The sequence below is a fragment of the Streptomyces dysideae genome, assembly GCF_001514305.1.
In the GTDB taxonomy this organism is placed as follows: domain Bacteria; phylum Actinomycetota; class Actinomycetes; order Streptomycetales; family Streptomycetaceae; genus Streptomyces; species Streptomyces dysideae.
Genome location: NZ_KQ949075.1, coordinates 310,664 through 331,606, shown reverse-complemented (window position 1 = coordinate 331,606; position 20,943 = coordinate 310,664). Strand labels below are relative to the sequence as shown.

Here is a 20,943-nt window from a genome sequence, read left to right as displayed (position 1 = left end):
GCAGCCGAAGCGGGCCCCTGCCCACAGCCCGCCCAGCTGCGGGCAGCCGTGCCGCTGGGGCGGCACCCGTCCCAAAGAGAGGCGGCACCCCGACAGCGCCGGGCTGCGCGACCCACCCCGCCCCAGGACCAGCGCCGGGAACCTGACCACCTACGCCAGCGGGGCTCCGTACCCGTCCTTCGGGACCGGGCCCTGCTCATAGGGACCGTGCGGCTCGGGGTCCCGGGGCCCGAACAGCGCCGTCAGCCCCAGATGTACCACCAGCGCCGCCAACGACCACGCCAGCAGCGCCCCCTTCGCCCCCAGCTTCAGCGGCGCCGAGAACGTGACCCCCTTGCCCACGTCCTTCGCATGGGCGATCACATCCTGCGCGGGTCCGAGCCACACCCCGATCCGCCAGGCCAGCAGCGACCCGAGCAGTCCGCCGACCGCCAGCGCCACCACCAGCGGCACACCCCCGCGCCGCCGCAGCAGAAACACGACGACCGCGCTCAGCGCACCGAAGGCCAGCGCGAGCAGAGTGAACGTTCCGTCGACGCCCGCGGCCTGCTCCCCCTCGGTGTCCCTGAGGTAGACGACCCAGTTCTTGTCGACGACGTCCCCGACCAGCGGCACGCTCGGCGCCAGCCACCACCACAGCCCGCCGAGCAGCACCCCGGCGAGCGCCACGACCACGGTGATCACTGCGGCTTCCCGCACTTCGGTCTTCATTCCGGGCCCGTCCTGTCCATACGAACCGTACGAGCCGTGCGGCTCCTGCGAGCCGTACGCCTCGTGCCCGGCGTCGTGATACGCAGGGGCCACCTGTCCACCGGGCGGCTGCCACTCGTTCTGCGGGGACTGGTCACGCGGCGGGGGAGGGGGAGTCAGCGGTGCGGTCACTCTGACATCGTGCCAGGCCCGCCTGTGCGGCGCGTCACCGGACGGCCGCCCGGCGGTACGCCCAGGTGGCGACGGCCAGCGAGACAACGCCGACGACTCCGCACACGGCGAGGTCACCGAGCACGAAGGCCCAGTCGGGGTCCGGCCCGAAGGTCCGGGCGAAGGCCTCCACGCCGTACGTCGACGGCAGCAGATCCCGTGCGAACCGCACCGCCTCCGGCATCCGGTCGGCCGGCAGCACGCCCAGCAGCAGCGCCGCCGACATGCCCAACTGCCCGAGCAGGGTCGCCAGTTCCGGCCGCGGAGCGAGCAGCCCGAGGGCCGCGCCCAGCCCGGACAGGGCGGCGCCCGCGAGCGGGATCACGGCGACCAGTACCCAGAGGTGCGAGAGAGGCAGTCCGAACAGCACGCAGCCGAACACCGCCGTCACCACGGTCCCCGGCACGGTGAACGACGCGTACGCCCCCGCCGCCCCGAGCACCACCGCCGCCGGCGGCACCGGCAGCGTGGCGTAGTGGTCGAGGCCGCCGCTGGCCCGCAGCTGGCCGAAGTACTGCGCGAGCAGGTTCAGCGCCACGAACGCCACGACGAGCACCGCCGACCCGGCCACCACGGCCCGCGCCTCGCCGCCGCCGTCCACGACCCCGCGCATCAGGATCATGATCCCGATCGACTGGAAGGTCGCCACGAACAGCAGCGGGATCCGCGCGACCCGGGCCCGGGACAGCTGCGCCCGGTACACGGCGCACAGCGACGGCCACAGCCTCGCACGCGGCCCGAGCTCGGCCGCCTCGCGGACCGTCTCCTCGACGGGCAGGGCACTGCCGGGCAGAACCTCGGCGGGTACGACACTCACGTGGCGCTGCTCCCTTTCACAGTCGGGTTCACTCCGGCGTTCGCCCTGGTCCGTACGGATACGGTGGTCCGCGCGCTCAAACCTTCACCAACCCCTGCCGCGCGGCCCCGCCCAGCGCCAGATACACGTCCTCCAGGCTCGGCGTGGCGAGTGTGAAGTCGTCGAGGGCGGCGAAGGCGGCCCCGCCGGTGACGGTGGCGACGACGGCGCGGGCCTCGTCGGGCGCGAGCCGGAGCGTCCAGCGCCGCCCGGACTCCACGACCCTGTCCCGCAGTGCGGCGACCTCGGGCACGTGCAGGGGCGCCGCCTCGCGCCACACCAGGTCGACGCGGACCTCCCCGGCGACCTGTTCCTTGAGCCCGGACGGCGTGTCGCAGGCGATCACCCGTCCGCGGTCGAGCACCGCGACCCGGTCCAGTACCGTCTCGGCCTCGATGACGTTGTGGGTGACGAGCAGCACGGTCGTCCCGCGTTCGGCGCGCCGCCGGTCCACGGCGGACCACACCGCCCGCCGCGCCACGGGGTCCATCGCGGTGGTCGGTTCGTCGAGCACGAGCAGCGGCCGCTCCCCCACCAGCGCGGCGGCGAAGCACGCGAGCCGCCGCTGGCCGCCGGACAGCTTCTTCAGCGGCCGCCCGGCGAGCGGCGTGAGGCCCAGCTCGTCCAGTACGGCGTCCCGCTCGGCCCGCGCCTGCCGTACGTGGAGGCCGCGCAGCCGTCCGGTCGTCTCGGCGGCGAGGGAGACGGTGAGTTCGTCGAGGGCGGTGGACTCCTGGCCGAGGTAGGCAAGGATCCGCGAGGCCCGCTCCGGGTGCCGCACGATGTCGTGCCCGAGGATCTCCACGCTGCCGCGGTCGGGCCGCATCAGTCCGGTGAGCTGGCGTACGAGGGTGGTCTTGCCCGCGCCGTTCGGTCCGAGCAGCCCGAAGATCTCGCCGCGCCGGATGTCCAGCCGCACGTCGTCGGTGGCCCGCACCGCGGGTGTCGCGGGGACGCCGCGCCTGCCGCGTACCGCCGGATAGGTCTTGGTCAGTCCGCGCACCGCGCACACGACATCGTCACCGTGCCGAAATGCCTGTGCCGCGCGCGTACTCACAAGGGACGAGACTACGGGGTCGGGAACCCTCGCCGGCTCCCGGGTCGACTCATGGCCACAAATCCGCCGGAAAAGATCTCACTCGCCCGCCGGGGCGTGTTCCGCGGCCGTCCGCACGTCGATCTCCCGCCAGAACCCGGCCCGGATCGCGTACCGGTCGTGCTCGTCGATCTGGTCGTCCTTGTGTGCGAGCAGCCCGAAGCGGGCGGCGTACCGCAGCAGCTCGCCGTCGATCCGGTGCGGGATCCGCGGGTACATCCCGGACAGTTTCTGCAGATGAGTTTGGTCGCCGAGCCGCTCCATCCATCGCCGCGCGAACACCTGTCCGACCTCGTACGGGTCGCCGCCGACCGTGGTGATGTCCTCCTCCCGGTCGGCCCACCGCTGCTCGGCCGTGGTCAGCTGCGCGAGCGTCGGCATGGAGGCCGCCTCGGGCGGTTCGGCGGCGACACCGGGGCGGTCCACCCAGCCCTTGTCGGAGGACCAGCGCAGGGTCGCGTTCGGCGGATGCTGGGCGGGCTGAACGCCGGGGGCGCGCAGGGCGGCGAGGTCCTTGGGGGTGGGTACGCCCTTGGGCGCGGGCACCCGCTCCTGCGTGCCGTTCTCCGAGGGCGCCGGCGACGGTCCGTGCTCGCCCTCCTCCGCGTGCCGCTCACCCGTCGAGGAGAGCGCGGACTCGGGCAGCGGTGCGGAGAGGATCGCCGCGATCTCGGGCCGGGGCACGGGCGACGGCGCGCACACCCCGCCGAGCTCCTTGGCTCGTACGGCCTTGGTGATCCACGTACGGTCGAGGACGCGCCGTTCGTCGGCCTCGGCGACCAGGTCCTCGGACTGGTTGTAGTCGCCGTCGGCGGCCTGCACCGCCCACAGGTGTACGGCGACGCCGTGCTCCTTGGCGGCCATCATGCCCGGCAGCAGGTCACCGTCGCCGGTGACGAGGACGATGTCGGAGCAGGCGCGGTTACGGGCGAGCTCGGTCAGCTCGGCGTGCATCGCGGCGTCGACGCCCTTCTGCGCCCAGCGTCCGTCGCTGCGGGTCAGGGCGCCGAGCCGGACGGTGACCCGGGGCATCACGCGCAGCCTGCGGTGTTCGGGCTGTGGGACGCGGTCGGGGGCGCCGTCGAACCAGTAGATGCGCAGCAGGGGCCGTTCCGTGTCGGACTCGGCGCGTTCACGCAGGCCCTGAATGAGGGCGGCGTGGTCGACGGTGATGCGGGAACGGGAGGGCTCCCCGGCAAGGAGACTGGCGGCGGCCCCCAGCAGATACCCGGCGTCCACCAGGACGATGCAGCGGTCCACGCGATCCACCCTCTTTCCGGGAGGTTTGCTTCGGGCTTGCTTCGAGTCTGCCCGACCGCGCGGGGGTTAACGGCCCGAACTCGATCTTCGGCGTGGCGTTTCGGGGCATAGCACGCCGACAGGCCCTGTGACACAGGGTAATTATCCGAAATGCGTTCTTCATCAGCCTATGTGAATCTGGTCGCGGCCCTGGCCCCTAGATCCCCCACAGGAGGCAGAGCACCATGGCCAAGAACAAGAACCGTGATCGCAAGCAGCCGCAGCAGTCCGAGCGCGGGCAGCAGCAGGTCGAGCAGTCCGCGATGGAGTCGCAGGACGAGCAGCGCGCCACGCAGGTGACGCCCGGCGACATGGCCCGCAAAGGCCGGCAGAAGCGCTTCGGTCACAACTGAATCTGCGTAACGGGCCGTTGCAGCCCAGGCACACGCAAGGGGCGCACCCCGTACAGGGTGCGCCCCTCGCGCACGTCACCCGCCGCGGCTCAACCCGCCAGGCAGGACGGTCCGAGCAGCACCTTCAGGTCGCCGAACAGCGCCGGGTCCGGCTTCACCCGGTGCCGGTCCAGCCGTAGCACGGTCGTCTTGGTCGGGCCCTGGAGCTTGATGCGGACCTCGCTCTCGCCCTTGTGATGAGAGAGGATCTCGCCGAGCCGGCTCACCATCGGCGGGGTGACCCGGGTGGCGGGGATGGTGAGGATCACGGGCGCGTTGGTGCCCGCGTTGGACAGGTCGGGGACCTGGAGCTCCATCGCGACCAGGCGCGGCACGTCCTCGCGCTTGTCGAGGCGGCCCTTGACGAACACCACGGCGTCCTCGACGAGTTGGGTCGACACCAGCTGGTAGGTCGCCGGGAAGAACATGCACTCGATGGAACCGGCGAGGTCCTCGACCGTGGCGATCGCCCAGGCGTTGCCCTGTTTGGTCATCTTGCGCTGGAGGCCCGAGATGATGCCGCCGATGGTGACGACCGCGCCGTCCGCGTGCTCACCTCCGGTGAGCTGGGCGATGCCCGCGTCCGCCTTGTCGGACAGGACGTGCTCCAGGCCGAAGAGCGGGTGGTCGGAGACGTACAGACCGAGCATCTCCCGCTCCTGGGCGAGCAGATATGCCTTGTCCCACTCCTCAATGGTGAACTCCACGTCGAGTCCGAAGCCGGGCTCGGTGCTCTCCTCCTCACCCATGCCGCCGAAGAGGTCGAACTGGCCCTCGGCCTCCTTGCGCTTGACCGCGACCACGTTGTCGATCATCGGCTCGAACTGGGCGGTGAGGCCCTTGCGGGTGTGCCCCATCGTGTCGAAGGCGCCCGCCTTGATGAGCGACTCCGTGGTGCGCTTGTTGCAGGCGACCGCCTCGACCTTGTCGAGGTAGTCGGGGAAGGAGGCGTACTTCCCCTTGGCCTTGCGGCTCTTGATGATCGACTCGACCACGTTCGTGCCGACGTTGCGGACGGCTTCGAGGCCGAAGAGGATCACGTCGTCGCCCTGCGCGGCGAAGTTGTGCACCGACTCGTTGACGTTGGGCGGGAGCACCTTGATGCCCATGCGCCGGCACTCGTTGAGGTAGATGGCCGACTTGTCCTTGTCGTCCTTGACCGAGGTGAGCAGCGCGGCCATGTACTCGGCCGGGTAGTTCGCCTTCAGGTACGCGGTCCAGTACGAGACCAGTCCGTACGCGGCCGAGTGCGCCTTGTTGAAGGCGTAGCCGGCGAACGGGACCAGCACGTCCCACAGTGCCTGGATCGCCTCGTCGCTGTAACCGTTCTTCTGGGCGCCGGCCTGGAAGATGGTGAAGTTCTTCGCCAGTTCGTCGGGCTTCTTCTTGCCCATCACGCGGCGCAGGATGTCGGCCTCGCCGAGCGAGTAGCCGGCGATGATCTGGGCGGCCTTCTGCACCTGCTCCTGGTAGACGATCAGGCCGTAGGTGACGGCCAGGACCTCCTCGAGGGGCTCCTCCAGCTCCTTGTGGATCGGGGTGATCTCCTGGAGCTTGTTCTTGCGCAGCGCGTAGTTGGTGTGCGAGTCCATGCCCATCGGGCCGGGACGGTAGAGCGCGGAGACGGCGGAGATGTCTTCGAAGTTGTCGGGCTTCATCAGGCGCAGCAGCGAGCGCATGGGGCCGCCGTCGAACTGGAAGACGCCGAGCGTGTCGCCGCGCTGGAGCAGATCGAAGGTCGTCGGATCGTCGAGCGGGAGGCTCAGCAGATCGATGTCGGTGCCCTTGTTGGACTTCACCATCTTGACGGCGTCGTCCATGATCGTCAGGTTGCGCAGGCCGAGGAAGTCCATCTTCAGCAGGCCGAGCGACTCACAGCTCGGGTAGTCCCACTGTGTGATGGTCACGCCGTCGGTGTGCCTCACCCACACCGGGACGTGCTCGGTGATGGTCTCGCTGGACATGATCACGCCGGCGGCATGCACGCCCATCTGCCGGACCAGGCCCTCGACGCCCTTGGCGGTGTCGATGACCTTCTTCACGTCCGGTTCGTTCTCGTACATCCCGCGGATCTCGCCGGCCTCGCTGTAGCGGGGGTGCGAGGGGTCGGTGATGCCGTTCAGGTCGATGCCCTTGCCGAGGACGTCGGCGGGCATCGCCTTGGTGAGGCGGTCGCCCATCGCGTACGGGTAGCCCAGCACGCGCGCGGAGTCCTTGATGGCGTTCTTCGCCTTGATCTTGCCGTACGTGCCGATCATGGCGACCTTGTCGGCGCCGTACTTCTCCGTCACGTACCTGATCACCTCGACGCGCCGACGCTCGTCGAAGTCGATGTCGACGTCGGGCATGGAGACGCGCTCGGGGTTCAGGAACCGCTCGAAGATCAGGCCGTGCGGGATCGGGTCGAGGTCGGTGATGCCCATGGCGTAGGCGACGATCGAGCCGGCCGCGGAGCCTCGGCCGGGGCCGACCGCGATGCCGTTGTTCTTGGCCCACATGATGAAGTCGGCGACGACGAGGAAGTAGCCCGGGAACCCCATCTGGATGATGACGTCCATCTCGTACTCGACCTGCCTCTGGCGGTCCTCGGGGATGCCGCCGGGGAAGCGGCGCTCCATGCCGCGGCGGACCTCCTCCTTGAACCAGGTGACCTCGGTGTAACCCTCGGGGATGTCGAACTTCGGCATGAGGTTCTTCGCCTCGAACATGCCGGTGGTGTCGATCTGCTCGGCCACCAGGAGGGTGTTGCGGCAGCCCTCCTGCCAGGCGTCCGAGGAGTCGACGGCGTACATCTCGTCCGTGGACTTCAGGTAGTAGCCGGTGCCGTCGAACCTGAAGCGGTCGGGGTCGGAGAGGTTCTTGCCGGTCTGGATGCACAGCAGGGCGTCGTGGGCGGTCGCCTCGTGCGCGTACGTGTAGTGCGAGTCGTTGGTGACCAGCGGCGGGATGCCGAGCTTCTTGCCGATCTCCAGGAGGCCGTCGCGGACCCGGTGCTCGATGTCGATGCCGTGGTCCATCAGCTCCAGGAAGTAGCGGTCCTTGCCGAAGATGTCCTGGTACTCGGCGGCGGACTTCAGGGCCTCGTCGAACTGGCCGAGGCGCAGCCTGGTCTGGAGCTCGCCGGAGGGGCAGCCGGTGGAGGCGATGAGCCCCTCGGACCACTGGGAGATGGTCTCCTTGTCCATCCGGGGCCACTTCTGCAGCCAGCCCTCGGCGTACGCGTCCGAGGAGAGCCGGAAGAGGTTGTGCAGGCCCGTCCTGTTCGCCGCCCAGATCGTCTTGTGGGTGTAACCACCCGAACCGGAGACGTCGTCCCGCTTCTGGTGCGGCTGACCCCACTGGATCTTCCGCTTGTTGCGCCGGGACTCGGGGGCGACATAGGCCTCGATGCCGATGATCGGGGTGACTCCGGACTTCTTCGCGGTGTGGAAGAAGTCGTACGCCCCGTGCAGGTTGCCGTGGTCGGACATGGCGATATGGGTCATGCCCATCTCGTTGCAGGCGTTGAACATGTCCTTGAGCCGCGCGGCACCGTCCAGCAGCGAGTACTGGGTGTGGACGTGCAGGTGCGTGAACGGCGGCTTTGACACGGCTTGGCCTCCAACGGAAACACTCGGCGACAGGCTGCGGACAGTCTGGGGGGACAGCGTCGAAGTCTATGCCTCGGCACTGACACCGGGAGGCGTCTCCCCCGTACCTTCGAGGAGGAGTCGCGGGCACTCCCGCGTACTTTCGGACGTTGCAAGAGGACGGGCGATCCGTCCCCCCAAGCCGCGCACCACCTGCACCAGGAGGCACCCAGCGATGTCGGTACCGCAGCTCAGCGCCGAGCGACGCGGTGAGGAGATCCTCGCCGTCTTCGACACCGCCTTCGGCCGGCTCCTGGCCGCCGATCCGGCCGCGTTCCGCGTGAAGTTCCGGAAGATGGCGGCCTCGGCCTTCGCGTTCTACCGCGGCACGGCGTGCCTCTTCTACCACGACCTCACTGCGAACAATGGGTTTGGCTCCAAGCGGGGCGGACCGTACCTCGACGAACGCACCTCGCGCGTGTGGATCCACGGCGACCTGCACGCGGAGAACTTCGGCACGTACATGGACGCCAACGGCCGGCTGGTCTTCAACGTCAACGACTTCGACGAGGCGTACGTCGGCCCCTTCACCTGGGACCTCAAGCGCTTCGCCGCGTCGATCGCCCTCGTCGGGTACGCGAAGGCGCTCAGCGACGAGCAGATCACCGAGCTGGTGCAGATCTACGCGGGCGCGTACCGGGAGCGGATCCACGCCCTGGCGACCGGCGCCAAGAGCGACGAGGTGCCGCCCTTCACGCTGGACACCGCCCAGGGCGCGCTGCTGGACGCGCTGCGCGACGCCCGCTCGCTGACCCGGTTCGGGCTGCTGGAGTCGATGACCGAGATCCGTGACTTCGAGCGCCGGTTCGCCCCGGGCGGCGGCTCCATCGAGCTGGACGCGGCCAACCGCTACAAGGTGCTGGCGGCCTTCGACGGCTATCTGGAGACGCTGCCGGACGCGTCACTGGCCCGCCCGGACTCGTACCGGGTGAAGGACGTGGTCGGCCGGCGCGGCATCGGCATCGGGTCAGCCGGGCTGCCGTCGTACAACATCCTCCTGGAGGGACACAGCGACGCCCTGGAGAACGACGTGGTGATCTACATCAAGCAGGCCCAGACCCCGGCCGTCTCCCGGCACATCACGGACCCGGCGATCCGCGACTACTTCCAGCACGAGGGCCACCGTACGGTGATCTCCCAGCGTGCCCTCCAGGCGCATGCCGACCCGTGGCTGGGCTGGACCGAGCTGGACGGCTCGGGCCAGCTGGTCGCCGAGGTCTCGCCGTACGCCGTGGACCTGGACTGGGGTGACATCGACGACCCGGAGGAGATCGCGGCGGTGGTCGCCGACCTCGGCCGGGCGACGGCCACGATGCACGCGGCGGCGGACGACACCTCCGGCGAGTCCCTGGTGCCGTTCTCCACGGAGCGGGCCATCGACGCGGCGATCGCGGCGGACTCCGACGACGGCGCCGGCTTCGCGGACCTGCTCGTCGACTTCGCGCACGGCTACGGCGCACGCGCGCGTGCCGACCACCAGATCTTCGTGGACCTGTTCCGCAACGGCCGCATTCCGGGTCTGTGACGGAAAGGCCGCGCACAGGCACCCTTTAGGGGTCCTTTACCGGCCCACGTGACAGACTCTCCTCCGCTATGGACATATCCGGGATCCAGCTAAGAGCCGTACGCGCGGCGCTGTTCACGGCACTCGTCGTGACGCTCAGCACTGCGTCGCACGTGCTGCTGTCCCGGGTCCCGCTGCCGCTGAACACGGTGGCCGTGGTCGCGGCCGCCGTGTTCGTCGTCGCGTTCGCGCTGGCCGGCCGCGAGCGGAGCTTCGGGCGGATCGCCGCCCTGCTGATCCCGCTGGAGCTGGCCGCGGACACGGTCTTCACGACCGGTCAGGACGTCTGTTACGGCGAGGCGGGCGGCCCGGTCGCGGGCCCGCTGCGCTCCGTCGGCTTCGACGTGCTGTGCGGTGACAACACCGCCGTGGGCGCCCCGCTGGCCCAGGTGACCGGCACCGCCGGCGACCGCCTCGCGGTGCTGCTCGCCCACTCCGGCCCGTCGACGACCGCCTGGCTGCTGCTGGGCGCCCATGTCGGCGTCGGCCTCCTCGCGGCCGCCTGGCTGCACCGGGGCGAGCGGGCGCTGGCCCAGCTGCTGCGGGCGGTGACGGCGACGACGTTCCGCCCGCTGCTGCTTGCGGTCGCGGCGGTCACGGTGCGGCCGGCTCCGGCGGTACGCCGCCCGCGGCAACCCGTGCGCCGTACGGCCACCGCCCTCGACCGGATCCTCGTGCACTCCCTGGGACGGCGCGGACCGCCGTGCTCGCTCGCCTTCGCCTCCGCGTGAACGGCCACTGAGCACACGTAAGTCCACCCGTACGTATCCCGCGCACCCGACGTGCGCGCGTTTCCCATGGAGAACACCATCATGAGCAAGCGGAACACCCAGGCGGCGAAGACGGCGGCCCGTGAGCGGCTGCGCATCGAGCGCGAGCGTGAGGCCAAGCGGGCGAAGGTCAAGCGGCAGGCCATCGTGGCCGGTTCGGTCGTCGCCGTGCTGGCGCTGGCCGGCGGCATAGGCTACGCGGTCGTGCAGGGCAACAAGCCCAGCGAGTGGGAGGCCGCGGTGGACGCCAAGATCGTCGCGCCGGCCAACACCACGGGCAAGAACGGCACGACCGTCGTCATCGGCGAGAGCAGCGCGAAGAAGACCCTCAAGCTCTATGAGGACCCGCGCTGCCCGATCTGCGCCCAGTTCGAGCAGACCGTCGGCTCGACCGTCAAGAAGGACTGGGACGAGGGCAAGTACAAGATCCAGTTCATCGGCGGAACGTTCCTGGACGGGGACACCAACGACGACGGGAAGCTCGCGGTCGGCTCCCGGGGCGAGGGCTCCAAGAACGCGATGAGCGCCCTGGGCGCCGCGCTGAACGTGAGCCCCGAGGCCTTCCTGGAGTACAAGGAGGCGCTCTACTCGGCGAAGTTCCACCCCGAGGAGTCGGACGACAAGTTCAAGAGCGACGACTACCTGATCGAGGTGGGCGACTCGGTCGACGCACTGAAGGGCAACAAGAAGTTCCAGGACGCCGTCAAGAACGGCACGTACGACGCGTGGGCGCTGGCCATGTCGCAGACGTTCAACACCAACAAGGACGACGTCAACGGCACACCGAGCCTCGTCATGGACGGCAAGAAGCTCACGGGTTCGGACGGTCAGAACGCCCCCATGACGGTCGCCGAGTTCAACACCGCGATCGACAACGCACTCAAGTCCTGACGGGCCCTCCAGTCGGTTCACGAGGGCATTTGGTTCCCAACTCCCTTTATTTCTATATGAGTTGACCGTCGAAGATCCTCTGGCATATACATGATCACGACCACGGAAACTTCACAAAGGGGGTAGAACCATGTCCTTTCGTCTGAAGACGCTTGGCGGCGCTCTGGCCACCGGGGCTGCGGCCGTGATGTTCGCGGCCGGCCCGGCGGTCGCCGGCACGGACATCTACGTCGACACGACGGACCCGTTCAGCGGCGGTGCCGCCGGCTTCAAGGCGGACGGCGAGATATACACCGTCTGCGACAACCGCTCCGACGGCATGCGGGCCAGCGCCCACATCGGCTGGATCGACTCCAGTGCCTCCCACTGGATCAAGCTGGAGGACACCAACGGCTCCGGCAACGCCTGCGCGAGGATGAACCTGGAGATCGCCGAGGGAGAGTCGGTGGCCATCGAGGTCTGCCTGAAGAACGGGGCCAACGGGACGCCGAAGTACTGCGCGACCGACCGCAGCGGCAAGGCGTAGCCCCGGGCGCCGACTGGCAGACGAAGAGCGGGCGAACTTTTACGAGTTCGCCCGCTCTTGTTCGTACCGATCAGTAACCTGATCGTCCGTGACCAGTCGATACAGATCATCCGAGAGCACGACCTCGCCCTCCGAGGGCGCCAAATCCCACTCCCCGCGCCGCCGTACGGTCGTCAAGGCCGCGGCGGCGACGGCTGTCCTGGCCGGCCCTCTCGCCGCGCTGCCCGCCCGCGCCGCCGAGGAGGCGCCCGCCTTCCTCCACGGCGTCGCCTCCGGCGACCCGCTGCCCGACGGCATCCTGCTGTGGACCCGGGTGACGCCGACGCCCGAGGCGATACCCGGTTCCGGGCTCGGCCCGGACACCGAGGTCAGCTGGACCGTCGCCCGGGACAAGGCGCTGACGGCCATCGTCGCCAAGGGCTCGCTCACCGCCACGGCCGCCTCAGACCACACCGTCAAGGCGGACATCCGCGGCCTGGAGCCGGCCACCGACTACTGGTTCCGCTTCTCCGCCGGCGGCACCGACTCCCCCGTCGCCCGCACCCGCACCGCACCCGCCGCCGACGCGGCCGTCACGGGCCTGCGCTTCGGCGTGGTGTCCTGCGCCAACTGGGAGGCCGGCTACTTCTCGTCGTACCGCCATCTCGCGAACCGCAGCGACCTGGACGCCTGGCTGCACCTCGGCGACTACATCTACGAGTACGGCACCGGCGAGTACGGCACCCGCGACAAGGTCGTACGGCCGCACGCGCCGGCCCACGAGATCCTCACCCTCGCCGACTACCGCACCCGGCACGGGAAGTACAAGACGGACCCCGATCTCCAGGCCCTGCACGCGAAGGCGCCGGTCATCGCCATCTGGGACGACCATGAGATGGCCAACGACGCCTGGCAGGGCGGCGCCGAGAACCACACCGAGGGCACGGAGGACACCTGGGCGGCGCGTCAGGCGGCCGCCAAGCAGGCGTACTTCGAGTGGATGCCGGTGCGCCCGGCGCTCGCGGGCACCACCTACCGCCGGCTGCGCTTCGGCAAGCTCGCCGACCTGTCGCTGCTGGACCTGCGTTCGTTCCGCTCACAGCAGGTCGCGGTGGGCAACGGCGAGGTCGACGACCCGAGCCGGACGCTCACCGGGCGCGCCCAGCTCGACTGGCTGAAGGCGGGGCTGAAGTCCTCCGACACCACTTGGCGGCTGGTCGGCAACTCGGTGATGATCTCGCCGTTCGCGATCGGCTCGCTCTCCGCCGACCTTCTGAAGCCGCTCGCCAAGCTCCTCGGACTCCCCGGGGAGGGCCTCGCCCTCAACACCGACCAGTGGGACGGCTACACAGACGACCGGCGTGAGCTGCTGGCCCACCTGCGCTCGAACGCGATCCGGAACACCGTGTTCCTGACCGGCGACATCCACATGGCGTGGGCCAACGACGTGCCGGTGAACGCCGGCACATACCCGCTGTCCGCGTCGGCCGCCACGGAGTTCGTGGTCACGTCGGTGACCTCCGACAACCTCGACGACATCGTCAAGGTCCCCGAGGGCACGCTCTCCGCGGTCGCCGCGCCGATCATCAGGGCCGCCAACCGGCATGTCCACTGGGTCGACACCGACCGCCACGGCTACGGCGTCCTGGACATCACCGCCGACCGCGCGCAGATGGACTACTACGTGCTGTCCGGCCGCGCGAACCCGAACGCGACCTCCTCCTGGGCCCGTTCGTACCGCACCCGCAGCGGCACCCAGAAGGTCGAGCGGACGTACGCCCCTGTGTAACAGCTGTGCGTGAGGATCAATTTTCGGCCAATCGTGGTCCAGTCGAGGCCTGTTAACCGAAGATCACGTCACTACGGCGGGTGGTGCGAGCCGCGGTCCGAATCCGGACACACCACCCGCCCGGGTGACCGAAACCGTTACGCCCTGATCTCACGCTCCGGTCGGCAGCACTTACCACTTCCATCAATTGCCCGTGTTTGCCGGGAATTTGATTGGGCTTGATCAACCCTCTTCCAGCCTAGGCATGTCCACGTAATCTCCGGGCGGCGGCCAGGAAGACCCCTGCGCCCGTTCTCCCCGACGCATCAGCTAGGAGTCAGCATGCGTGTGCTTGCCCGGATATCCCCTCTTACGCGCAGACGCTTGGTCGGCACGGCCGTAGTGGCCGGAACTCTGATGCTCACTCCCCTGTCAGCACCCACCGGTGTCGCGGCGGCCCAGGCTCCGGCCGCCGAATGCGCAGAGGAGACCGGCCACTCCGCGGCCCGCGAGGCCCACCCCGGGCACACCGGCGAGGGCGTCGCCGAGCCCAACGAGATCAGCGCCGCCAAGGCCGAGACGATGGACGCCGACCTCAAGAAGAAGCTCGACAAGCTGCCCGCCTCGGGCAGCCGCAGCCTCGCCGCCACGGCGGCCGCCACGACCTCCGTCCCGGTGTACTTCCACGTCATCCACAACGGCGCCACCGGCCAGCTCAGCTCCGCCGACGTCAACGCCCAGATGAGCGTGCTGAACTCGGCGTTCGGCGGCCAGGGCACCGGCAACGCCGACTCCGGCTACCAGTTCACGCTGGCCGGCACCGACTACACCGACAACGCCGCCTGGTACAACGTCGGTTACGGCTCCGCCGAGGAGAAGGCGATGAAGTCCGCCCTGCGCAAGGGCGGCGCGAGCGCACTGAACATCTACAGCGCCAACCTCGGCGGCGGCCTCCTCGGCTGGGCCACCTTCCCCAGCTCCTACAAGTCCAGCCCGACCATGGACGGCGTGGTCCTCCTGGACGCCTCCCTGCCCGGCGGCTCGGCCACCAACTACGACGAGGGCGACACCGCCACCCACGAGGTCGGCCACTGGATGGGCCTCTACCACACCTTCCAGGGCGGCTGTAACGGCAACGGCGACTACGTCGAGGACACCCCCGCCGAGAAGAGCGCCGCCTACGAGTGCCCCGAGGGCCGGGACACCTGCACCCGCAAGGCGGGCGTGGACCCGATCCACAACTTCATGGACTACACGTACGACAACTGCATGTACCAGTTCACCGCGGGCCAGGTGACGCGCATGCAGGAGAACTGGGCGGCGTACCGGGCGGCCGGCTGAGCCTAGAGCGAGTCGAGGAAGCCGAGCGCCACCCGCCAGGTGGCCTCGGCGGCCTCCTCGTCGTGGTCCGGCAGGCCGGGGTCGGTGTAGAGGTGCCCGGCCCCGGCGTACCGGTAGATCTCCACATCCGCGCCCGCTCTGCCCATCTGCAGATACCAGGCGCTCAGCCAGTCGTCCGTCTCGAACGGGTCGGGTTCGGCGACGTGCAGCTGGACCGGCAGGTCATCGACGGACGTATTGGCCGCGAGGTCCGAGGTGCCGTGCAGAAGCAGCAGCCCGCGCGCCTTCTCGTCGCCGAGCGCGAGGGTCTGGGCGATGGAGGCACCGAGCGAGAACCCGGCGTACACCAGCCCTCTCGCCGAATACGGCGCGGCGGCCAGCACGGCCCGCTTCAGCAACTCGTCCTTGCCGATCTGCTCCTGGAACTCCATGCCCTCCTCGACCGTCTCGAAGGTGCGCCCCTCGAAGAGGTCCGGCGTCCACACCTCGTGTCCGGCGGCGCGCAGCCGGTCCGCGGCCTGGCGCACCGCGGGCCTGAGTCCCTGGGTCGAGTGAAAGAGCATGATGTTCATGAGGCCATGGTGCCAGCCGGGTACGACAACGCCCGCGCACCCCTTCTGACCGGGCAACATGTTCATGACCGCCCTCGTCCGGTTACGGTTCGGAAGCATGGAGAACGTACTCCGCCCGTTGATCGTGATCGGCAGCTCCGTCCTGCTCACCCTGCTCATCGGCTGGGCCACGGACCTGTTGCTGCGCAAGGCCGACCAGCGGCACAGCGAGACGCCCCTGTGGGGTCTGCTGCGCCGCGGCCGCATCCCCTACCAACTCGTGCTCTGCGCGGCCCTGCTCAGAGGGTCCTACGACGAGACCCACCTGCTGGAGGAACTGTCGACCGGCATCGGCCAGGGGCTGACGCTGGTCCTGATCGGCTCGGCGGCCTGGCTGGTGATCCGTATCGCGGCCGCGGTCGTGGAAACGTCGTACGCCCGCTACGCCAACGCCCGGTCCCAGCGCGACCCGGCCCGGGTCCGCCGGGTGCGCACCCAGGTGACGCTGATCATGCGCGTGGTGGCCGCGGTCGTCGGCGTGATGGCGATCGCCTCGATGCTGCTGACGTTCCCCGCGATGCGCGCCGCCGGCGCCTCGCTGCTGGCCTCGGCCGGGATCCTCGGCATCGTCGCCGGTGTGGCCGCCCAGTCCACGCTGGGCAACATGTTCGCCGGGCTGCAGATCGCCTTCGGCGACATGGTGCGCATCGGGGACACGGTCGTGGTGGACGGCGAGTGGGGCACGGTCGAGGAGATCACGCTCACGTTCCTGACGGTCCGCACCTGGGACGAGCGCCGGATCACCATGCCCGTCTCGTACTTCACCTCGCAGCCCTTCGAGAACTGGTCCCGCGGCGGCGTCCAGATGACCGGCACCGTCTACCTCCACGTCGACCACTCGGCGCCGCTGGAGAAGATGCGCGAGAAGCTCCGCGACATCCTGCGCGAGTGCCCGGCCTGGGACGGCCGCGACTACGGCCTGGCCGTCACGGACTCGACGCCGAGCACCATGGAGGTACGGGCGCTGGTGACGGCGAAGGACGCGGACGACGCCTGGACGGTACGGGTCACGGTCCGCGAGCAGCTGATCCAGTGGCTGGCCGACGAGCACCCGTACGCCCTGCCCCGCGTCAACGCGGCGGACGCGGCACTCCCGCCGGGCCGCCTGCCCGCCGACCGCCTGACGGCCCGCCGAACCCACCAGCACCAGCCGTCACCACGCACGGAACGCACCTGATCAACCGGCGACCACAACCCGCAGCCGCCAACGGCGAACACCCTCACGGGCGAGGCCCACCCCGCTCCCCACTGGAAACGGGCCGTGCGCGGGTGGAGAAGGTCGTCGACCTACAACGCGCGCCGCATCGCCCGGTGCGGAATGTCCGCCTCCAGATACTCCGGCCCGTACGCCTCGTACCCCAACCGCTCGTAGAACCCCAGCGCATGTGTCTGCGCGTGCAGATCCACGGCCGCCAGCCCACGCACGCGTGCCGCCTCCTCGATGGCCCGCACCAGCGCGACACCCACGCCCAGCCCGCGGGCCTCCTCGGCGACGGCGAGCCGTCCCAACGACCCCACCGACAGGTCACCGCCGACCTTCGCCGCGGCCACCTCCCCGAACAGCAGCCGCCCGGTCCCGAGCGGCACGCCGTCCTCCCGCACCGCCAGCACATGCACGGCCACGGCGTCGTACGCGTCGTACTCCAGGTCCTCGGGCACTCCCTGCTCCCCGACAAAGACCTCCTTGCGCACCGCGAAGCACGCCTCGCGGTCGGCGGGGTCCTCGGCGACGCGGACGGCGTACGGCGGCACGCTCATGCGTAGGTCTCCTCACGGACCTGGTCCAGGGCCTGCTGCAGGTCCTCCGGGTAGTCGCACCCGAACTCGACCCACTGCCCGTCCCCGGGGTGCTCGAAGCCGAGCCGTACGGCGTGCAGCCACTGCCGGGTCAGGCGCAGCCGCTTGGCGAGAGTGGGGTCGGCGCCGTAGGTCAGGTCGCCGACGCACGGGTGCCGGTGGGCGGCCATGTGGACGCGGATCTGGTGGGTGCGGCCGGTCTCCAGCTTCACGTCGAGGAGGGAGGCCGCGCGGAACGCTTCGATGAGGTCGTAGTGCGTGACGGACGCCTTGCCGTCGGCCGTGACCGCCCACTTGTAGTCGTGGTTGGGGTGGCGGCCGATGGGCGCGTCGATGGTGCCGCTGGTCGGGTCGGGGTGGCCCTGGACCAGCGTGTGGTAGCGCTTGTCGACCGTGCGCTCCTTGAACTGGCGCTTGAGCGACGTGTACGCGTACTCGGACTTCGCTACGACCATCAGGCCCGACGTGCCGACGTCGAGGCGGTGCACGATGCCCTGGCGTTCGGCGGCGCCGGACGTGGAGATGCGGTACCCGGCGGCGGCGAGCCCGCCGATGACGGTCGGCCCGGTCCAGCCCGGCGACGGGTGCGCTGCCACACCGACCGGCTTCACGATGACGACCACGTCATCGTCGTCGTGCACGATCTCCATGCCCTCGACCGGCTCGGCGACGATCTGCACGGGCGCGGGCGCCTGCGGCATCTCGACCTCGAGCCAGGCCCCGCCCTGGACCCGCTCGGACTTCCCGACCACCGAGCCGTCGACCGTGACCTTCCCCGCCGCGGCGAGCTCGGCGGCCTTCGTACGGGAGAAGCCGAACATGCGGGAGATGGCGGCGTCGACGCGCTCGCCCTCCAAGCCGTCGGGCACGGGCAGGGTACGGATCTCGGGAATCGTGCTCACCCGTCGAGTATGCCGGACGGGTGAGCCGGTCCCGACCGGGCGCTCAGTCCTTGTGGACGGTGCCGTCCGGGTCGAGCCCCTTGAAGGACAGCAGCACGATCAGGATGCCGCCGCACACGATCGCCGAGTCGGCCAGGTTGAAGACGGCGAAGTGCTTGGGTGCGATGAAGTCGACGACCGCGCCCTCGAAGACGCCCGGCGAACGGAAGATCCGGTCGGTGAGGTTGCCGAGCGCACCGCCCAGCAGCAGACCGAGCGCGATCGCCCACGGCAGGCTGTAGAGCTTGCGGGCGAGCCGGGCGATCACCACGATCACGGCCGCCGCGATCACCGTGAAGATCACGGTGAACGCCTCGCCGAAGCCGAAGGCGGCGCCCGCGTTGCGGATCGCCTCGAACTTCAGCCAGTCCCCGATGATCTCGATCGGCGCGTGGTGCTCCAGCTTGGCGACCACGATCATCTTGCTGATCAGGTCGAGGGCGTACGCGAAGGCGGCGACCCCGAACAGCACGGCGATCCGGCGCTTGCCCCGGGGCCGCTCGGCCGCGGCGGCCGCCGGCTCGTCGCTGCCGGACGCGCCGGCCGGGGTCCTGGCCCCCTCGGAGCCGGACCGATCGCCCGGCGCCGCGTTCTCGCCGGGCTGCTCCTGCCCGGTCCGCGCCGCGTCCGGGATGTCCGGCGTACCGATGATGCGCTCCGCCTCTGCCACGTGAGTCCTTCAACCTAGGTACCTGACTGAGGACGAGGGTACGACACGCCCTGCGGGCCGATCAGTACCGGCGTTCCTGCTTCTGCTTGCACTCGACGCACAGGGTGGCCCGCGGGAAGGCCTGCATACGGGCCTTGCCGATCGGGTTGCCGCAGTTCTCGCACAGACCGTACGTGCCCGCGTCGAGCCGTTCCAGGGCGCGCTCGGTCTGGATGAGCATCTCGCGCGCGTTGGCGGCCAGCGCCATCTCGTGCTCGCGCGTGATGTTCTTGGCGCCGGTGTCCGCCTGGTCGTCACCCGCGCCGTCCCCGGAGTCCCGCATCAGGCCCACGAGGGACGCCTCGGACGACTCGATCTCGGCACGCAGCCGCGCTCCCTCGGACAGCAGCTCGGCTCGCGCCTCCTCGACCTCCTCCGGCGTCCAGGGGTCCTCACCGGGGCGCACCGCGAGCTCGCCGGGCTCCGCCGCGGCGGGCCGCGCCTTGGGTACGGCGGTCTTCGCCGCCGTGGCCGTGCCAGGAGTCTTCTTCGCAACCACCGTCGTGGCTCCCGTCTGCTCCGCGGCCTGCGCCGCGCCCGCCTTCTTGGCCGAACCCTTCTTGGCCGCCCCCTTGGAGGCGCCCTTACCGACACCCCCCCGACCAACACCGCCCTCAGAAACAGCGGTGCCCTTCCCAGCCACCTTCTTCACGACCGCCTTCTCGCCGACCACGTCCTTCGGGGCCGCCTTCTTCCGGGCCGCCTTCTTCGTGACGGCCTTCTTCGGCACCGTCTTCTTTGCAGCCGCTTCCTTCGTCACCGCGTCCTTCAAGGCAGCCGCCTCAGCGATACTTTCCACACCCGCCGCCTCCTCGCCCCGAGCTTTCCCACCGGCCACGGCACTCTTCGCGAGCGACGCCTTCTTGACAGCCGGCGCCTTCTTGGTGACCGCCTTCTCAGCCGACACCTTCGCGGCCGCCGCCTCCTCGCCCTGAGCCTTCCCACCGGCCACGGCCCTCTTGGCAGCCGACGCCTTCTTGCCGACCACCTTCTTGACCGACGTCTTCGGGGCCACCGTCTCCTCACCCTGAGCCTTCCCACCAGCCACGGCCTTCTTGGCGGGCGACGCCTTCTTGCCCGAAGCCTTCTCGGTGACCGCCACCTCCGCAACGCCCTCCACGCCCGCCGCCTCCTTGCCCTGAGCCTTCACACCAGCTACGGCTTTCTCGGCGGCCGGCGCCTTCTTGGTGACTGCCCGCTTCGGAGCGGCCGTCTTCTTGCCCTGAGGCCTCCTACCGGCCACGGCCCTCTTGGCGGCCGACGCCTTCTTGGCCGACGGCGCCTTCTTGGTGACCGCCTTCTTGGCCGACGCCTCCCGGCCCTCAGCCTTCCCACCGGCCACAGCCTTCTTGGCGACCGACGCCTTCTTGGCAGCCGGCTCTCCAGCAGTCGACGCCTCCTTGGCCGCCGGTCCCGCAGCCCCCTGCTCCTCGACCACCCCCTTCGAGGCCGCCGTCGTAGCGGCCCTCTTCTTCGCTACCGCCTTGCTGGACGCCGCTTCCACGGAGGCGGCTCTCCCGGCACTCACCTTCGTGGAGACGCTCTTGGCGGTGACCGCCTTCTCAGTGCCCGACCGTCCAGAGGCCCTCTTCGCGGCGCCCCCCTTCTTCCCGCCACCAGCACCAGCGTCGGCCCCGCCGACGACCGCTCCCGCCCCCCGCTCCCCCTTCCCCCCGGCAGCAACCCCCCGCACCGCCTTCACTGCCTTCACCGGCCCGGCCCGCTTAGCCTCACGCCCCGCCCCGGCACCCCCCTGCGCACGCTTCTTCCCACCCACGTCCTTGGCCCCAGCGCCGGACGCACTGGCACCGCCGGAGGCATGCGCACTCCTGGACCTGCCGGACGCCGAATGC

18 protein-coding genes are annotated in these 20,943 nt (G+C 70.0%); 8 read left to right on the top strand and 10 right to left on the bottom strand.

Annotated features, from left to right (window positions below; all coding sequences use genetic code 11):
• Positions 1 to 150: 150 nt before the first annotated feature.
• From AQJ91_RS01455 to AQJ91_RS01440, 4 genes are all read right to left on the bottom strand, one after another.
• Positions 151 to 882 (bottom strand): AAA family ATPase, encoded by a 732-nt coding sequence (locus AQJ91_RS01455; RefSeq protein ID WP_067014967.1) that lies wholly within the window; start codon positions 880 to 882, stop codon positions 151 to 153.
• A 34-nt stretch (positions 883 to 916) separates the two neighbouring features.
• Positions 917 to 1,738: an ABC transporter permease gene (locus AQJ91_RS01450; protein WP_067014964.1), complete on the bottom strand. Its 822-nt coding sequence runs from the start codon at positions 1,736 to 1,738 to the stop codon at positions 917 to 919.
• Between the two features lie 76 nt (positions 1,739 to 1,814).
• Positions 1,815 to 2,789: an ABC transporter ATP-binding protein gene (locus AQJ91_RS01445; protein WP_067014961.1), complete on the bottom strand. Its 975-nt coding sequence runs from the start codon at positions 2,787 to 2,789 to the stop codon at positions 1,815 to 1,817.
• 123 nt (positions 2,790 to 2,912) lie between these two features.
• Positions 2,913 to 4,133 carry an NYN domain-containing protein gene (locus AQJ91_RS01440; protein ID WP_067014958.1) on the bottom strand — a complete coding sequence of 407 codons (1,221 nt, stop codon included), beginning with the start codon at positions 4,131 to 4,133 and terminating at the stop codon, positions 2,913 to 2,915.
• Between the two features lie 224 nt (positions 4,134 to 4,357).
• Here AQJ91_RS01440 and AQJ91_RS54280 point away from each other — a divergent pair, with 224 nt between their 5' ends.
• Entirely contained in the window at positions 4,358 to 4,525 is a 168-nt protein-coding gene (locus tag AQJ91_RS54280) for a hypothetical protein (RefSeq protein ID WP_199847819.1), read from the top strand.
• An 89-nt stretch (positions 4,526 to 4,614) separates the two neighbouring features.
• Here the strand turns inward: AQJ91_RS54280 and dnaE are convergent, their stop codons facing one another.
• On the bottom strand, positions 4,615 to 8,154 hold the full coding sequence (gene dnaE, locus AQJ91_RS01435; protein WP_067014956.1) for a DNA polymerase III subunit alpha: 3,540 nt from the start codon (positions 8,152 to 8,154) through the stop codon (positions 4,615 to 4,617).
• 214 nt (positions 8,155 to 8,368) lie between these two features.
• On the opposite strand from dnaE, the gene AQJ91_RS01430 reads away from it, so the two are divergent.
• The 6 genes from AQJ91_RS01430 to AQJ91_RS01405 all read left to right on the top strand — a co-directional run bounded on the left by AQJ91_RS01430 (position 8,369) and on the right by AQJ91_RS01405 (position 15,032).
• Positions 8,369 to 9,718 (top strand): DUF2252 domain-containing protein, encoded by a 1,350-nt coding sequence (locus tag AQJ91_RS01430; protein ID WP_067014954.1) that lies wholly within the window; start codon positions 8,369 to 8,371, stop codon positions 9,716 to 9,718.
• 68 nt (positions 9,719 to 9,786) lie between these two features.
• On the top strand, positions 9,787 to 10,488 hold the full coding sequence (locus AQJ91_RS01425; RefSeq protein ID WP_067014951.1) for a hypothetical protein: 702 nt from the start codon (positions 9,787 to 9,789) through the stop codon (positions 10,486 to 10,488).
• A gap of 81 nt (positions 10,489 to 10,569) precedes the next feature.
• A complete protein-coding gene (locus tag AQJ91_RS01420) occupies positions 10,570 to 11,418 on the top strand; it encodes a thioredoxin domain-containing protein (protein ID WP_067016060.1) in 849 nt (282 codons plus the stop codon).
• 130 nt (positions 11,419 to 11,548) lie between these two features.
• Complete coding sequence (locus AQJ91_RS01415; RefSeq protein WP_067014950.1) at positions 11,549 to 11,944, top strand: hypothetical protein; 396 nt, start codon at positions 11,549 to 11,551, stop codon at positions 11,942 to 11,944.
• An 88-nt stretch (positions 11,945 to 12,032) separates the two neighbouring features.
• Positions 12,033 to 13,712, top strand: coding sequence for an alkaline phosphatase D family protein (locus AQJ91_RS01410; protein WP_067014947.1), 1,680 nt, complete (start codon positions 12,033 to 12,035; stop codon positions 13,710 to 13,712).
• A 321-nt stretch (positions 13,713 to 14,033) separates the two neighbouring features.
• A complete protein-coding gene (locus AQJ91_RS01405; RefSeq protein WP_067014944.1) occupies positions 14,034 to 15,032 on the top strand; it encodes a zinc metalloprotease in 999 nt (332 codons plus the stop codon).
• A gap of 2 nt (positions 15,033 to 15,034) precedes the next feature.
• Here AQJ91_RS01405 and AQJ91_RS01400 read toward each other — a convergent pair whose 3' ends face one another.
• A complete protein-coding gene (locus AQJ91_RS01400; protein ID WP_067016057.1) occupies positions 15,035 to 15,604 on the bottom strand; it encodes a dienelactone hydrolase family protein in 570 nt (189 codons plus the stop codon).
• A gap of 97 nt (positions 15,605 to 15,701) precedes the next feature.
• Between AQJ91_RS01400 and AQJ91_RS01395 the strand changes: the two genes are divergently transcribed.
• Positions 15,702 to 16,820 (top strand): mechanosensitive ion channel family protein, encoded by a 1,119-nt coding sequence (locus AQJ91_RS01395; RefSeq protein ID WP_067014943.1) that lies wholly within the window; start codon positions 15,702 to 15,704, stop codon positions 16,818 to 16,820.
• A gap of 110 nt (positions 16,821 to 16,930) precedes the next feature.
• On the opposite strand, the gene AQJ91_RS01390 is transcribed toward AQJ91_RS01395, so the two are convergent.
• The 4 genes from AQJ91_RS01390 to AQJ91_RS48580 all read right to left on the bottom strand — a co-directional run bounded on the left by AQJ91_RS01390 (position 16,931) and on the right by AQJ91_RS48580 (position 20,138).
• Complete coding sequence (locus tag AQJ91_RS01390; RefSeq protein ID WP_067014939.1) at positions 16,931 to 17,401, bottom strand: GNAT family N-acetyltransferase; 471 nt, start codon at positions 17,399 to 17,401, stop codon at positions 16,931 to 16,933.
• The gene (locus AQJ91_RS01385; RefSeq protein ID WP_067014937.1) at positions 17,398 to 18,342 is read right to left on the bottom strand and encodes an RluA family pseudouridine synthase; all 945 of its coding nucleotides are present in this window, start codon (positions 18,340 to 18,342) and stop codon (positions 17,398 to 17,400) included. The genes AQJ91_RS01390 and AQJ91_RS01385 overlap by 4 nt, the downstream gene beginning before the upstream one ends.
• Positions 18,343 to 18,385: 43 nt before the next feature.
• The gene (lspA, locus tag AQJ91_RS01380; protein ID WP_067014934.1) at positions 18,386 to 19,051 is read right to left on the bottom strand and encodes a signal peptidase II; all 666 of its coding nucleotides are present in this window, start codon (positions 19,049 to 19,051) and stop codon (positions 18,386 to 18,388) included.
• A gap of 61 nt (positions 19,052 to 19,112) precedes the next feature.
• Positions 19,113 to 20,138: a TraR/DksA family transcriptional regulator gene (locus AQJ91_RS48580; RefSeq protein WP_234381788.1), complete on the bottom strand. Its 1,026-nt coding sequence runs from the start codon at positions 20,136 to 20,138 to the stop codon at positions 19,113 to 19,115.
• Positions 20,139 to 20,943: the final 805 nt, after the last annotated feature.

Bases quoted from the DNA above. Each gene is read 5' to 3' on its own strand.
- AQJ91_RS54280 (WP_199847819.1), top strand. From the start codon at position 4,358: ATGGCCAAGAACAAGAACCGTGATCGCAAGCAGCCGCAGCAGTCCGAG.
- AQJ91_RS01430 (WP_067014954.1), top strand. From the start codon at position 8,369: ATGTCGGTACCGCAGCTCAGCGCCGAGCGACGCGGTGAGGAGATCCTC.
- AQJ91_RS01425 (WP_067014951.1), top strand. From the start codon at position 9,787: ATGGACATATCCGGGATCCAGCTAAGAGCCGTACGCGCGGCGCTGTTC.
- AQJ91_RS01420 (WP_067016060.1), top strand. From the start codon at position 10,570: ATGAGCAAGCGGAACACCCAGGCGGCGAAGACGGCGGCCCGTGAGCGG.
- AQJ91_RS01415 (WP_067014950.1), top strand. From the start codon at position 11,549: ATGTCCTTTCGTCTGAAGACGCTTGGCGGCGCTCTGGCCACCGGGGCT.
- AQJ91_RS01405 (WP_067014944.1), top strand. From the start codon at position 14,034: ATGCGTGTGCTTGCCCGGATATCCCCTCTTACGCGCAGACGCTTGGTC.
- AQJ91_RS01400 (WP_067016057.1), bottom strand. From the start codon at position 15,604: ATGAACATCATGCTCTTTCACTCGACCCAGGGACTCAGGCCCGCGGTG.
- AQJ91_RS01395 (WP_067014943.1), top strand. From the start codon at position 15,702: ATGGAGAACGTACTCCGCCCGTTGATCGTGATCGGCAGCTCCGTCCTG.
- AQJ91_RS01390 (WP_067014939.1), bottom strand. From the start codon at position 17,401: ATGAGCGTGCCGCCGTACGCCGTCCGCGTCGCCGAGGACCCCGCCGAC.